The 14,180-nt window shown below is 69.3% G+C and carries 12 protein-coding genes and 1 pseudogene; 8 read left to right on the forward strand and 5 right to left on the reverse strand.

Annotated elements, in window-relative coordinates:
- Nucleotides 1-85 precede the first annotated feature (85 nt).
- The 4 genes from ACZ5CW_RS26425 (at nt 86) to ACZ5CW_RS26440 (ending at nt 3,300) form a co-directional block, all read left to right on the forward strand.
- A complete protein-coding gene (locus tag ACZ5CW_RS26425) occupies nt 86-1,015 on the forward strand; it encodes an alcohol dehydrogenase catalytic domain-containing protein (protein ID WP_468605480.1) in 930 nt (309 codons plus the stop codon).
- Between the two features lie 207 nt (nt 1,016-1,222).
- The gene (locus ACZ5CW_RS26430) at nt 1,223-2,029 is read left to right on the forward strand and encodes a flavin monoamine oxidase family protein (protein ID WP_468605595.1); all 807 of its coding nucleotides are present in this window, start codon (nt 1,223-1,225) and stop codon (nt 2,027-2,029) included.
- Complete coding sequence (locus tag ACZ5CW_RS26435; protein ID WP_468605482.1) at nt 2,026-2,466, forward strand: hypothetical protein; 441 nt, start codon at nt 2,026-2,028, stop codon at nt 2,464-2,466. Before ACZ5CW_RS26430 ends, ACZ5CW_RS26435 begins: the two co-directional genes overlap by 4 nt.
- A 315-nt stretch (nt 2,467-2,781) precedes the next feature.
- A complete protein-coding gene (locus ACZ5CW_RS26440) occupies nt 2,782-3,300 on the forward strand; it encodes a transglycosylase SLT domain-containing protein (RefSeq protein ID WP_468605484.1) in 519 nt (172 codons plus the stop codon).
- A 151-nt stretch (nt 3,301-3,451) separates the two neighbouring features.
- Here the strand turns inward: ACZ5CW_RS26440 and ACZ5CW_RS26445 are convergent, their stop codons facing one another.
- The 3 genes from ACZ5CW_RS26445 to ACZ5CW_RS26455 all read right to left on the reverse strand — a co-directional run bounded on the left by ACZ5CW_RS26445 (nt 3,452) and on the right by ACZ5CW_RS26455 (nt 7,163).
- Entirely contained in the window at nt 3,452-3,979 is a 528-nt protein-coding gene (locus ACZ5CW_RS26445) for a DinB family protein (RefSeq protein WP_468605486.1), read from the reverse strand.
- A 115-nt stretch (nt 3,980-4,094) separates the two neighbouring features.
- Complete coding sequence (locus ACZ5CW_RS26450) at nt 4,095-5,768, reverse strand: tetratricopeptide repeat protein (RefSeq protein WP_468605488.1); 1,674 nt, start codon at nt 5,766-5,768, stop codon at nt 4,095-4,097.
- 348 nt (nt 5,769-6,116) lie between these two features.
- Nucleotides 6,117-7,163: a GlxA family transcriptional regulator gene (locus ACZ5CW_RS26455; RefSeq protein ID WP_468605490.1), complete on the reverse strand. Its 1,047-nt coding sequence runs from the start codon at nt 7,161-7,163 to the stop codon at nt 6,117-6,119.
- A 140-nt stretch (nt 7,164-7,303) separates the two neighbouring features.
- On the opposite strand from ACZ5CW_RS26455, the gene ACZ5CW_RS26460 reads away from it, so the two are divergent.
- From ACZ5CW_RS26460 to ACZ5CW_RS26475, 4 genes and pseudogenes are all read left to right on the forward strand, one after another.
- The gene (locus tag ACZ5CW_RS26460; RefSeq protein WP_468605492.1) at nt 7,304-8,134 is read left to right on the forward strand and encodes a dienelactone hydrolase family protein; all 831 of its coding nucleotides are present in this window, start codon (nt 7,304-7,306) and stop codon (nt 8,132-8,134) included.
- A 229-nt stretch (nt 8,135-8,363) separates the two neighbouring features.
- A complete protein-coding gene (locus tag ACZ5CW_RS26465) occupies nt 8,364-9,815 on the forward strand; it encodes an amidase (protein ID WP_468605494.1) in 1,452 nt (483 codons plus the stop codon).
- A gap of 181 nt (nt 9,816-9,996) precedes the next feature.
- Nucleotides 9,997-11,041, forward strand: a pseudogene (locus ACZ5CW_RS26470) (S66 family peptidase).
- 364 nt (nt 11,042-11,405) lie between these two features.
- On the forward strand, nt 11,406-12,002 hold the full coding sequence (locus tag ACZ5CW_RS26475) for a CAP domain-containing protein (RefSeq protein WP_468605496.1): 597 nt from the start codon (nt 11,406-11,408) through the stop codon (nt 12,000-12,002).
- Nucleotides 12,003-12,141: 139 nt separating this feature from the next.
- Here the strand turns inward: ACZ5CW_RS26475 and ACZ5CW_RS26480 are convergent, their stop codons facing one another.
- On the reverse strand, nt 12,142-13,671 hold the full coding sequence (locus ACZ5CW_RS26480; protein WP_468605498.1) for an endonuclease/exonuclease/phosphatase family protein: 1,530 nt from the start codon (nt 13,669-13,671) through the stop codon (nt 12,142-12,144).
- 134 nt (nt 13,672-13,805) lie between these two features.
- Complete coding sequence (locus ACZ5CW_RS26485; protein WP_468605500.1) at nt 13,806-14,153, reverse strand: hypothetical protein; 348 nt, start codon at nt 14,151-14,153, stop codon at nt 13,806-13,808.
- Between the last annotated feature and the right edge of the window lie 27 nt (nt 14,154-14,180).

Raw genomic sequence — 14,180 nt, forward strand, 5'->3', positions numbered from 1 at the left:
CAGGCCCAGCTTCGTGACCGAGCCCCGGGGCCCTCTTCACCCGTGTGTTGCCGAGACGGCATCGCCGACGGGCACGTGGGTCCGGGTGTCCGTCACGGCGAGCGGCGTGTGCAACGCCGACATCGCCACGGCCGCGGCCACCGGCGCGGGCACGTCCTTCCCGGTCACCCCGGGGCACGAGGTCGCCGGCGTCATCGCCGAACTGGGCGAGCGGGTCGAAGGCTGGGCGGTCGGGGACCGCGTGGCCGTCGGCTGGTTCGGCGGCAGCTGCGGGCACTGCGCGTTCTGCCGGACGGGCGACGTCGTCCACTGCCCCGAACGCCAGATCCCCGGCCAGTCCTACCCCGGCGGCTGGGCCCAGAGCGTCACCGTGCCTGCTGACGCGCTCGCGCGCATCCCCGACGAACTCGACCCGTTCGACGCCGCCTCGTTCGGCTCCGCGGGGGTGACGACCTACAACGCGGTCCGCAGGGCCGGCACGCGCGCGGGCGGTCGCGTCGCCGTCTTCGGGCTCGGCGGCCTGGGGCACCTCACCGTGCAGTTCGCGGCGAAGCTCGGCTACGAGACCATCGCCATCGCCCGGGGAAGCGACCGCGAGACGCTCGCCCGCGACCTCGGCGCCCACCACTACATCGACAGCACCGCCCAGGCGCCCGGAGCCGCCCTGGAGCAACTCGGCGGCGCCGACCTCATCGTCCACACCGCCTCCTCGACGGCCCCCTCGGACGAACTGCTCACCGGGCTGAATGTGCACGGCCGGCTCACCCTCGTCGGCGTCGACGCCGGATCCGTGACCGTTCCGGCGGCCCGCCTCGTGATGAACGGCCACACCCTCACCGGGCATTTGACCGGCAGCGCGCGCGAGACGGAAGAAGCGATGCGGTTCGCCGTCACCAACGGCGTACGGCCCATGGTCGAGCGCATGCCGCTGGAGCAGGCCGGCGAAGCCGTGACCCGGTTGCGATCCGGAGCCCCCCGCTTCCGCGTCGTCCCGGACACCGCCCGCAACGAGTGATCCGGCCCTTCCGGCCGCTCCGCGCCGCCGTCACCGGCGCCTCCGGACTGGCCGCGGCCACCGCGCCTGGGAGCCACCTGGTCCTGGGACGGAGAGGAGCGTGTACGGAACCTGACCGCACGCAGCGGCATCGAGACATTCGACCAGCACCTCGCCGGCGACACCCTCCTGCAGGAAACCACCGGTGTCCGCCGTCTCGCCGGCAACCTGGTCGACGCCCCCTCCCGCCGCTTCGCCGCCGGTGCCCAGAGCATCACCGCCGCCCTCGCCGCCGCGCTGCCCGCCGACTCCCTGCGGCTGAACACACCCGTCACCACGATCCAGCCGGACAGCCGGGGTGGCCTTGCCGTGCTCACCCCGGCCGGAACCCTGCACGCCGAGCACGTCATCCTGGCCGTCCCACCGGCCCTGGCCCTGGAACGCATCGACTTCGGCAACGCGCTGCCCGCCGACCTCGTGCGCCTCGCCCGGTCCACCCCGATCTGGATGGGGGCCGTCGTCAAGGTCGTCGCCCATTACCCGGCCGCGTTCTGGCGGGAGGAGGGGCCGGCCGGTGCGGCGTTCAGCAGGACCGGCCCGCTGCAGGAGATACACGACATGTCGGGGCCCGACGGCCGCCCCGCCGCACTCTTCGGATTCGCGCACGCCCGCACCGTCCGCACGGGATTCGGCAGCGCCGTCACCGCACAGCTCGCACGGCTCTTCGGGCCGGACGCCGCCGGCCCCCACGTCCTGCACGTGCAGAACTGGAGTGCCGAGGAGTGGACGTCCCCCTCCACCGCGCAGCATCTGACCGACTACTCGCTCTTCGGCCACCCCCTCTACCAGCGGCCGGCGCTGCACGGCCGACTGCACTGGGCATCGACCGAGACAGCGACCCACCACGCCGGGCACATCGAAGGTGCCCTCGCGGCAGGAGAGCGAGCAGCACACGCCGTAGCGGCGACGCCCGCCGTTCCGAGCACCCGCGCCCATGTCAACCGGTTGGTTTCCAGAAGGAGTGCTGGTACGTGACCGCATCCCAAGAAGCACGCGCGGTGCCGTGGCAGGCCGAGGCGCCGGTGCGCGCTGTTCAAAAGCGCACGGTCCGGCTCTTGGTGGCAGCCCAGGTCGTGGGCGGCGTCGGCGTCGGCGTATCGGTGTCGATCGGTTCGTTGCTGGCCGAGTCGGTCGCCCACAGTGAGACCTACGCCGGCCTGGCTCGTACAGCCATGACGGCAGGCGCCGCCCTGGTCGGCGTACCCCTTGCCCTCCTCGCGCAGCGGCGAGGGCGCCGTACTTCCCTGAGCACCGGATGGCTCACGGCCGCTGTCGGCGGAGCCGTCCTCGTAGAAGACCTCGAAGGTCTTGCCGATCGCCGGGTGGTCGAGCAGCGCTACCTGCCCGAAATCTTCGACGCTCGGGGGCTGGCGACGGCCGGGCTGGGGCTGATTTCCCCGGGAAACGGGTGACGCGGCCCATAGGGGCTATATCACGTCCTAAGCAGGACCGTAGAGGAGCATCGCGGCAAGCAGGACTGAAAGCTGCCAAATGACCGTTTTGGTGCATTTCTCCTAAGCTGGGTAGTAGGTCACATTCTTGTCTTGGTCCCGGCGGGCCGCTAATCATGTTGGTCGTTGCCGCAAGCCGCAGAGCCGACCGGGCGTTGAGCGCCGGACGCGCCGCCGCGACGTGCAGCACAGGGCCTCGCCCCGACGCCCTGCAGGCCGCGACCGGTACTTCCGGCCGGCGCCTCGAAAGACGTCCCACACAGGAGACCCTCTCTCATGACCGCGATCACCGCCCCCCGCCGCCTTGCCCGCCTGCGCTCCCTCGCTCTGACCGGCATCGCCACGACCGGCGCCGCGGCCGCTGCCCTCACCCTGATGCCGGCCTCCGCGCACGCTGCCGAGGCACCGCAGAGCGCCCACAGCGTCACGGCTGCCTCGCGAGACGGCCAGGCAGACCCCGGTGCCGCCGGCAGCGCGAACAACCTCGACGGCTGGATCAAGAAGTCCCTGGCCGTCATGAAGGAGAAGGGCATCCCCGGCAGCTACGAGGGCCTGCGCCGCAACATCATGCGCGAGTCCGGCGGCAACCCCAACGCCCAGAACAACTGGGACGTCAACGCGCAGAAGGGCATCCCGTCCAAGGGCCTGCTGCAGGTGATCGACCCCACCTTCAACGCCTACCACGTCGCCGGGACCGCCCACAGCGTCACGGACCCGGTCGCGAACATCACCGCGGCCGCCAACTACGCCGCACACCGCTACGGCTCCATCGACAACGTCAACTCCGCGTACTGATCCACTCCCCAGGATCCGGCGTGTTGCCTGGCGCTGACGGTGAAGCCCTGCCGGTGGGTATTTCGGCGGGGGCGGCTGTCGGCAGGGTGTTGCCTTCTTCGGCAAGGCGCCGATCGCGTGGGGACTCCTTGAGATCGCCGGCTGTGGGCGGTCACCGTTGAGCGGTGGTGCTGGCCCCGTCGAGTGCTTCCCGGATGATGTCCGCGTGTCCGGCGTGCTGGGCTGTCTCCCTGATCAAGTGCAGCAGGATCCGGCGTGCGGACCAGCGGACGGTCTCCGGCGGGGACCACGGGGTCTTGGGAAGGGGAATGCTCCGGTCGAGGTCCGGCAGGGCGGCCACGGCCTCCTCGGTCCTCTGAGCAGCGGCGGTGTACTGCTCCAGCAGCCCAGCGAGCGCCTCGCCTTCGACCATGCGGTACTGCTCCAGGTCGAGCATGCCCTCCGGTAGTTCTCCGTCCTCCTTGACCATGATCTGCGTCCAGACCTGCTCACCCCGGGTGAGGTGCTTGAGAATGCCCCCCAGGGTAAGTTCGCTCACGGTCGTGTGCTCCGCGGCCTGGGCGTCGGTGATGTCGCGCACGGTGATCAGCAGTAACGCCCGCTGTTCCGCGAGTGCGTGCAGCAGCTCTCCGCGCACGCCCGGAAGAGACAGGGCTGGGTTCTGCGACGAAGTGGTCATGGACCGACCGTAGAAGGAATCTAGGCCGATCACTGTCCTGGATCCTGAATCGCGTTCCTCGCAGGCGGCAGGCGGCAGGGGAGCTGTGACACCGCACATTGCGCGGGCCAGTGCTTCAGGCGGAGCAGCAGCCGCTGCCCGCGTTTGCGGTATCGAGGCGGCAGAAGCATGACGCCTCGACGGGAACGTCCGCGAGCGCGGCGGCCACGGTGAGCTGCTGGGCGACGATCCGGGCTTCCCCCGTCCTGCCCAGCCTCACAAGGCACTCGTGGAAGCCGTGCAGGGCCCAGACGTTTCCGGGATGCTGGGAGGCACGAGGAAGTGTGTCGTCCAGTCCGAGGTCGGCGCGGTATACGGCCTCGGCCTCCTCGACCCGCCCCTGTTCCAGGAGAAGCGCTCCGTAGGCGTGCCGGGTCGGCTGCATCCAGCCCCACGGTTCGTCGTAGGGCAGATTGTCGTCCAGCTCGATGGAGCGTTTCAGGGAGGCGAACGCCAGGCCGTACTCGCCTTTGCGGTACTCGAGTTCGCCGTCGAGCATGGCGGATGCGATCTCCAGGATGTCCCGGCAGGTGTTGTTGAACAACGTCCGTGATTCGGGGACCCGTGCGGCTGCGCGACGGAACAGCTCTCGTTCGATCTCGGCCTCGGCGACCGCCCCGGTCGCGGAGTACGCCACTCCGCGCGCGTAGTGGAGCATCGCTGTGGTGACGCAGTACAGATCGGGATCGGAGGGCATGGCCAGGGCAAGGATGTCGTTCCACCGGCCGAAACGGATCAGTACGTGAACCCGCATGGCCAGGAACCCCTCCAGCCAGTCGGCCATGGGGGGACTTTCCACCCGCAGCAGTTCTTCAGGGATGGACGCCTCCAGCTGCGTCGCCGTCTCCAGGGCAGTCCTGGACTGACCGAGGAACATCGCTCCGTAGATCTTGAAGTGGTAGTCGTGCGAGCGGTACAGCGTGTAAAAGTTCATCGCGCCGGCCCGGCGCAGGTACTTCTCGTCCGCCCTGATCGCGTCGCTGTTGCCCGCCACCACCCGCCGGTAGTCACCGCACAGCACGTCGAGGTGGGAGGGCATGTGGTGCAGGTGCCCCGCGTCCGGTACCAGTCCCGGTAGCCGGTCGGCGACGGCGAGGGCCTTCTCCGGGGTCGGCGACATCTCCATGAGATGGATGTACATGTGCAGGACCCCCGGGTGACCGGCGCCCGCCTCGGTCTGCAATGCGCGGTCGAGGACGGCCCTCGCCTCCAAGGTGCGCGCGCCGGCGGCTGGTTCACCTGTCCGCAGGTCCCACAGCTGCCATGGTGTGAGGTTCATCAGCGCGTCCGCGTAGAGAGTGGCGACGTCCATGTCGTCCGGTGCGAGGTCGTACACGCCGCGCATGGCCTCGGCATAGGACTCGTTCCAGATGGAACGGTCTGCCGCGCTGTCGGCGCTGGGGTAGCGCTCGTGCAGCGCCTGGATGAGAGCGCGCTCGGTCGGCGTGGCTCGGTCGCCCAGTGCCTGCGCTCGTCCGACGGCCTCGTGCGTCCGCGCCACCGTGCGCCGCAGATCGGCGTCGTCGAAAACGTCCCACGGCTTGTTGTAGTTGGGGCCCAAGGCATAGGCGATGCCCCAGTACGCCATGGCGCAGCCGGGATCGGCGGCAGCAGCCGCTTCGAAGCAGGTGACCGCCTCTTCATGATTGAACGCGTAGCACCACACAAGGCCCCGGTCGAACCAGCACTGTGCTTCGGGCGAACGCGTCGAGACGGGGCGGGTGAAGGCTCCGAGGTCGAAGTAGTCCATGAGGACCTCCTGCAGAGGAATGCGACTCGATGGCAGTCGGTGATGCGTGGGACCCCGCACCACAGAGCCGTCCCTTCCCATGGTTTCCGTATATGACGGCAGTAGCGCCCGCCGCGGCATGCTGTGGCCAGGGGGTAGGGGACCAAACGTAGCCGTGCCGCTACTCCAAGTATCACACCCTCGTGTGTCGGGAGACCAGGATCCGTGATCAGGGAGGTCAACGGGATGGGCCTTCGCGGACATCGAACCCAGATCCTGCCACGCGTGTCATCGACGATGACGGCTTTCGTGATGTCCTGGCGGAGGTGAGCGCCGCAGTCCGCCGCCGGATGACCAAGGAGACAGAACCTAGACGCCGCCGTCCAGGGCGGACGCCCGGCCCGTGCGGCGGAATGCGGCCCGGTAGACGCTCGGGCGGTGGCCGGTGTGGCGGGCGAAGAGGGCGGCGAAGGTGCCGGGGTCCTGGTAGCCGACGGCCGCGGCCACGGCGGCCACCGTACGGTCGGTGGTCTTCAGAAGATGGCGGGCGCGGCGGACCCGGGAGGCCTGCAGATGGGCCAGCGGGCTGTGTCCGGTCTCTTCGGCGAAGCGCCGCAACAGCGTGCGGCTGCTGACCCGGAAGGCGTCCGCGAGCGCGGCGAGGTCGTACCGCTCGGCGAGGTTCTGGTCGAGCCGCCGCATGACCTGCTGGGAGAACTCCCGGCCGGGCTGCGGGAGGAGCCGCGGGTCGACGTACGGGGTCTGGGAGGTCCGCGCGTCGTCGACGAGCGCCAACCGTGCGGTGGTGCGGGCCACCCGGGCTCCGTCGTGTCGGCGGATCAGGTCCAGCGCGAAGTCGTACATGGCGCTGAAGGCGGCCGTGGTCGTCACCCCCGTGTCGGTGACGACCAGGCGCTCCGGTCGCACGTCGGCACTCGGGCAGCGCCGGGCCAGCTCGCCGGCGTGCAGCCAGGAGGTGGTGGCCCGGCGCCCGTCGAGGAGCCCGGCCGCGGCGAGCAGGAACGCGCCGACGCAGAGGGAGACGACGGCGGTGCCGGCGGCGGCCTGCGCGCGGATCGCCGCGATCTCGGGGGCGAGCCGGGCGAGCCGCGCGTCGAGGTCCGTGTCCGGGCGCAGTTCGAAGCCGGGGACCACGAGGACGTCGACCTCGAGCAGGGGACGCACGTCCAGGCTCGCGCCGCCCGAGGCGGTGACCCGGCGGCGGGGCGAGGCGACCGACACCCGGTAGCCGGGCGCGTCCGGGCCGGCGACATGCCCGGCCATCGTCAACAGGTCTGGGACGCCGAACACTTCGGACGCGAAGCAGCCCGGGTACGCCAGGACCCCGACCCGCAGCGCACCCGGTCCGGCGCCCGGACCCGCACCGTCCTCCGCCCGCCGCGCCGCCTCCGCCATCGCTCCCGTACCCCCTGGTGTCCCCGGCCCCGGGCCGCCGACCGCGTACCGCTCGCCGTCCTCACGTGTGGCGAGATTACCCCCGGCCTTGGCGATCCCGCCCCTCACCCGGCGGCCGGCCCCGGGACCAGGCTGACCCCATGAGCGATGACGATCCGATCACCGACTTCACCCGCCGGAGCGTGGCCGTGGAGGGGGTGGAGAAGACGGTGTACGTGGCCGGGGCCGGGCCCGCGGTCGTGGTGCTGCCCGAGATGCCGGGCATCAGTCCCGACGTCCTGCGGCTCGCGCGGTGGGTGCGGGACGCGGGCTTCACCGTCCATGTGCCCTCCCTGTTCGGTACGGACGGCGCCTTCCCCACGGTCGAAGGCGGCCGGGAGGTGGTCCGCCGCGCCTGTGTCAGCGCGGAGTTCCGCGCCTTCGCCGGGGGCGGCACCAGCCCGGTGACAGTCTGGCTGCGCGGCCTGGCGCGCAAGGCCCACACCGCGTGCGGTGGGCCGGGGGTGGGCGCGATCGGCCTGTGCTTCACCGGCAACTTCGCCCTCACCATGGCCCTGGAGCCGGCGGTGATCGCCCCGGTGGTCAACCACCCGTCACTGCCGCTCGACGACCCCGGCGGACTCGAACTCGACGCCGCGGACGCGCGCGCGGTGCGCGACCGGCTCGACCGCGACGGACTCACCGTCCTCGCCTACCGCTTCGAGGGCGACCGCTGGTGCACGGGGCAGCGCTTCGCCGCCTACCGCGCGCTGCTCGGCGACGCCTTCGACGGGCGCGTCCTCCCGGACAGCGCCGCCAACCCGGCCCCGCCGCCCTTCTTCGCCGACCTGGTCGGCACCCCGCACAGCGTCGTCACCGCCCATCTAGTCGACGAGGCCGGCCACCCCACGGTCCGGGCCCGCGACGAGATCCTCGCGTTCCTCACCGACCGCCTGCACCCGCACGGGAACCGTCCGCTGCCCGCCACCTGATCAGGCCCTGGTCCGCCGGACACACACTCCCGTCGAGCCACTGCACGGGATCATCCGCACACCCTCTCTACGAACACGAGCCACTCGCGGTTGGCCCACGCTGCGGAAGGACGCGTCCACGCCGAATGTCGGCGGCCGGAGAGGAAAACATGACGCGTGTGGAGACGTCAAAACCGTTGCGCGAAGCGGTATTTCATGACCTGTTCCCGAGGCCAGTACGGTCGGATTCATGGAGTGGAATTTTCAGACGGCCGAACAACTCGCGGCTGCCTTGCGTGCCGGTGAAGTGACCTCGGCGGAACTGACCGACGAGGCGATCACCCGTATCGAGCGGGACGACAAGACGATCAACGCGATCTGTGTGCCGGACTTTGACCGTGCACGGGTCGCCGCGCGCGATGCCGACCAGGCGCGCGCCCGCGGTGAGGACCGGCCGCTGCTCGGCATTCCGGTGACGGTCAAAGAGTCCTACAACATCGCCGGGCTGCCCACGACCTGGGGCCTGCCGGCACACCGGAACTACATGCCGGCCGAGGACGCGGTGCAGGTGTCGCGGCTCAAGGCCGCAGGCGCGGTGGTCCTCGGTAAGACCAACGTGCCCTTGGGGCTGCAAGACGTGCAGAGCTTCAACGAGATCTACGGCACCACCAACAACCCGTGGGATCACGGTCGCACGTCGGGTGGATCCTCCGGCGGATCGGCGGCGGCCCTGGCGTGCGGATTCGGTGCGTTGTCCATCGGCTCCGACATCGCCGGTTCGTTGCGCACCCCCGCACACTTCTGCGGTGTCTACGCGCACAAGCCGACACTCGGCCTGGCGTCGCACCGCGGCATGGTTCCGCCGCTCGCGCCGGCATTGCCCGACGACCTCGACCTCGCCGTCGTCGGTCCGATGGCGCGCACTGCCCGCGACCTCACGCTTCTGCTCGACGTGATGGCCGGACCGGACCCGCTGACGCACGGGGTGGCGTACGACTTGACGCTGCCGCCGGCGCGCCACGAGCGGCTCCGCGACTTCCGGGTCCTGGTTCTCGACGAGCATCCGCTCATTCCGACCGGGTCCGCAGTGCGGGCGGGCGTGAACCGGGTGGCCGACGCGCTGGCCGACGGCGGCGCCCGCGTCGAACGGCACAGTCCGCTGCTGCCCGATCTGGCCGAAGCCGCGCTGCTCTACACGCAGTTGTTGTTCTCGGGCTCCGTTGCACGTCTTCCCGTCGAAGCGTACGAGCAGCTGCGGACCCGCGCCGCCGGACTGAGCGCGGACGACCAGAGTCTCGATGCGGCGCGGCTGCGCGGCATGGTGCTCAGCCACCGCGACTGGATCGAGGCGCACAGCCGTCGCGAACTCCACCGCCACTGCTGGCGGCAGCTCTTCGCCGAGTTCGACGCCGTGGTGTGTCCCATCACGCCCACTCCCGCGTTCCCGCACGACCACAACCCCGATCCGAGGGAACGCCGGATCGACATCGACGGCGTCGGGTACCCGTACTTCGACCAGCTCGTCTGGGCCGGTGTGGCCACCATGCCCGGCCTGCCCGCCACCGCTATACCAGCGGGCCGGTCCCCAGAGGGACTGCCGGTGGGAGTGCAGCTCATCGGTCCGATGCTCGAGGACCGCACCCCGCTGCGGCTGGCCGAACTGCTCGAGCTGGAGATCGGCGGATTCCAGGCACCGAAGTAGGGCGCCGGCGCGAGATCTGCACCCAGCGCACCCATCTCGCGGAACTCCTCGGCAAGATCCGTGACCGCTGCGCAGACCGGACGTCGCCTTCAAGGCGATGAGCGACGACCCCGTCCGCCACCAGAATGACCCGTCCGAAATGAAGATGATCAGAAGTGACCAGGCCCCTACCCTGACCGACATGCCCTCAGCTGTGTATCCCCCCAAGCCTGTGCCCGGCGACCGTATAGCAGTCATCTCGCCCGGGTCCGGCCTGCCGGAACTCTTCCCCCTTCCACACGAGCTGGGGCTCAAGCGGCTGCGCGAGGATTTCGGCCTCGAACCGGTGGAATACCCCACGACGCGGAAAATGGGCTCCACACCCAAGGAACGAGCCGACGACATCCACGCCGCGTTCGCCGATCCCACGGTCAAGGCGGTGATGGCCACCATCGGCGGCGACGACCAGATCACCGTGCTTCCTTTCCTGGACCGTGAGCTGATCCGCGCCAACCCCAAACCCTTCTTCGGAACAAGCGACAACACCAACCTGCTGGTCTTCCTGCACAACCTGGGCATCGTTGCCTACCACGGCGCTTGCTTGATGACCGAGATCGGCCGCCCTTACGCACTCCACCCCATGACCGCTGATTCGGTACGCGCGGCCCTGTTCACCTCGGGCCCGTACGAACTCCGGCCAGGCGAGCGCTACCGCGACACCGACCGTGACTGGGCCGACGCGGCCACCTTCGAGAGGGAACCGGACTCGCAGCCCGCCGATGGCTGGATCTGGCACCAGCCCGACCGACTCGTCGAGGGCCGTGCCTGGGGCGGCAACCTGGAAATCCTGTCCTGGCTGCTGATGGCCGACCGCGAGATCGCACGCGACCCAGCCGTCTACGAGGGCGGCGTGCTCTTCCTCGAGACGTCGGAGGAGCTGCCGAGCGGGGAGGACGTCTTCCGGATCTTGCGCAACATGGGGGAGCGGGGCCTGCTGGCGCGCTTCCCGGCCCTTGATGGGCCGTGCCAAAGCGTGGTCCTTCCAGCAGCCGAACACGATGGAGGACAAGCGGCGCTATGCCGCTGAGCAGCGCGAAGCGGTGCTGCGCGCGCTGGCGGCGTATGCCCCGGGCGCCATGGCGGTGTTCGACGTCGACTTCGGGCACACCGATCCCCAACTGGTGATCCCGTACGGCGGATCGGTCAGCGTGAACGGCCCGGCGCAGCGGATCACGGTGACGTATTGACTGTGGCCTGTTTCTGATCCTGCCAGTGAACGCGGCACAGTCGTGCCTTGTGCCGCGGCCGAACCCGGGGGATCGGCCGCGGCACCCTGGAGGGCACTCACCCACGCACACATCGGCTGCCCTGCTCGGCGGCACCGATACGGAGCCGAACGGGTGGTGGCCTGCCGCCATGGACGTCGTTGCCGCAGGGCCGACGACGCCTCCGCGGGGTCGTGGCCTGGCTTCTCGCCCGGGCTCGGCGGACGGCGCAGACCTGCGTCCGTGCGGGGGATCGGGGCATGTCGCGGGCGCCCATGAGGTGCGAGGGCCGGGACAGTGGGCACGTCGTCCCCGATCAGAGGCCGTGCTGTTGAGGAGGCCAGGTATGAAGCATGTGGTGAGGTCGGCGGTTGCCGTCGCGGCGGCCGGAGTTCTCGGGCTGCTGTCTCCGGGGCCCTCCAACGCGGTTGCGGGCGCTGGGCCGCGGCCGGAACCGGCAGCGGTGACGTCCGTGGAGGGTTACTACCCGAACGTCGATTACATCGTCTGCGAGATCAACCAGGAGCGGGTCGGCCAGGGGCTTCCCGCGCTGCGGATCTCGGACAAGGCCGGCGATGTCGCCCGGGCCCATGCCAGCGACATGGCCATGATGAACAAGCTCTCGTCCATCGGAAGCGATGGCAGCGACCTGCGCACGCGGCTGAACGACGCAGGGATCTTCTCGCCCTTCATCCACGAGTTCACGTTCCAAGGGTACGACCACGACGGGTACTTCGCGGACATGGCCACCGATCCCGATCCCGACAACGGCTTCTACAAAGCCCTCATGAGCCCGGAGCCCGTAGCGCTCGGACTCGGCTACGAGAACCGGTACTGGGATGTCGACCTCCTGGGGCCCCACCGCCGCCTGACGACGCGCGCCGCGGCCTGCGGCACGAGCGCACTGTCACCTGCGCAGCGAGCGGCCGCCGCCACAGAGTGAACGCGGAACGTTGCGGTGCCCTTATGTGAGCGAGACTGCACACACACGTCATCTGCTGAGCGATGGACGGTTCGTCGCAGAACGGAACTGCCCCCTTCCTGAATGAGAAGGGGGCAGCAGCGGACGGCCGAGCGGGGCCTCAGGTGGCCGGCACGGAAATCGTTCCGTAGAGCGTCCAGTGGTCCGAGGAGCCGTTGGTGGCAGAAACCTTGCAGTATGTGAACGGGGCATTCCGCGGTGCGAAGATGTAATCGATCTTCATCGTCGGCAGGCCGTCCGCGTCGGCGACAGCCGTGGCCGGACCCGTGCGGGCCTTGTTCAGGTCGTCGAGCTGGGCGCACTCACGGTACGACGCGTACATGTTGTTCAGAATGTCGCGCTTCCCGCCGTCGGCGCCGGTCGAGTCCGGCCCGACCGAGTTCAGGTCGCCGCCGAACACGGGCCGGTAACCCGTGGGCGCGCCCGTGGCGATATCCATGAGCTGTGCGGCCTGCTTCGTCCGGAATTCGCCGTGCGGATCGTCGTAGCCTTCGCCGGCGCTGAAGTGGGACGTGCACACGTGCAGTGCTCGCGAGGGCAGGTCGGCGCAGAGCGCCGGGCGCTGCTCGGCCTTCTTCACCGTGCCGCCGTCCGAGGTGTCCTTGAAGGAAGCGGGAGAATCCAGCGTGAAACCCTGATAGAACGTGTTCGAGTCCGGTACGGCCAACGCGACTCCGAAGGCGCCCCGGTCGAGACCGTCCGCCATCGCGCATTCCTTCTGAGCCTTCACGCCGTACTGACCGAGGACCGACTGACCGAGTTCGCCCAGGTTGTACTGGGTGGGGGCGAAGCGCACGTCCCACTGGCGCCCGGTGTTCGTCTCCAGGGCCTCCTCCACCGGCTTCGCGTGCTTCTCGCAGAATTCCTGGAAGAAGATCACATCGGGCATGTACCCGGTCCCCGGCTGCGGCAACCGATCGACGATCTCGGCGCTCACCTGGTCCTTGCCGGCCAGGTTCGCGTCCCAGCAGTGCTTGGTGTTGTTGTTGGCACAGACGTTCCAGGTCATGACACGCAGATCGGACTTGGAAACGCCGGCGGGAGCCGGGCTGCCTGCGCTCGTGCCCTGCTGGCCCTGCGGAACCAGGGTGAACCGCTCCCACTTGCCGACGGTCGACGCCCGGGCCCTGAGCATGTCCTTGTCGTCGCCCTCGGAGGCGTGTTCGACGCTGACGTACAGACCGCTGTCCACCGACTTCAGTGCGATCTGCATCATTCCGTCGGATTCGTGGGATTCGACGATGAACTGCTGCCAACTCCCGAGGGTGCCGCCTCGGGCCTGCATCATGCCCTCGTAGTCACCGGTCGCGCCCCGCTCGGTCGTGGCGAAGAAACCGGTCACCGCGGAACGCAGCCCGATGTTCTTGCCGGCGTGATTGGTGTGCAGCGTGAATCGTTCCCACAAGCTCACCTGCGAGGCCTTCGCCGTCATTCGTCCGTTGTTGTTCGGATCGACTGAGACATACAGGTCGTTGGCCTCGGCTCTCAACGCGTAGCGCTCACCGGCGGATTTGACGACGTTCTCCGCGTCCGCCGAGATCGTCGCAGCCTGAGCGGGCGTCGCGGGTAGGAGTGACAACCCCATGGTCAGCGCCAAAACGGAAAAGAGAAACGATAGTGTCCGTCGCACTCAGCCCTCCCCTTAATGCGATGTTCCTGTGAATTCATGGGAGTCTACTGTGTGTTGATCAACGGCCGGGTGCCTCGGCCCGCCTCGACTCCAAGCGGGTGGCGACATCACCAGCATCGGGGAACAAAGCCGTCTCAGGAGATCCGTTGGCCCAGCTTCGCCGACTGCCTGTTGCGGCCCTTGGTGTCCCACCACTCTTCCAGCAAGGCGTGGACGATGTGGACCAGCTGCTGCAACCGATCCGGGTGGGGGTCGGGCGAGGTGAGGACGTCGACGAAGGACTTGTCGTCCCATGGGAGAGCGACCGCCCAGCTTTCGTTCGGGTGGCCCGGTCGTTCCACAGCCAGCCCGAACGCGAACGTCACCGTGCGGTCCGGATGGTGCTCGACAGACAGTCCGGTGACGTGGAACCCGACTCCGTCAACGGTGGTGTACGGGCGCTCCAGAGCTTGCTCCGCCGGCGTCCTTTCCCCGTGCATCATCCGGCCCTTTCCCGAGTCGAGCCGGAA

The sequence above is a fragment of the Streptomyces sp. NPDC031379 genome (assembly GCF_055569615.1).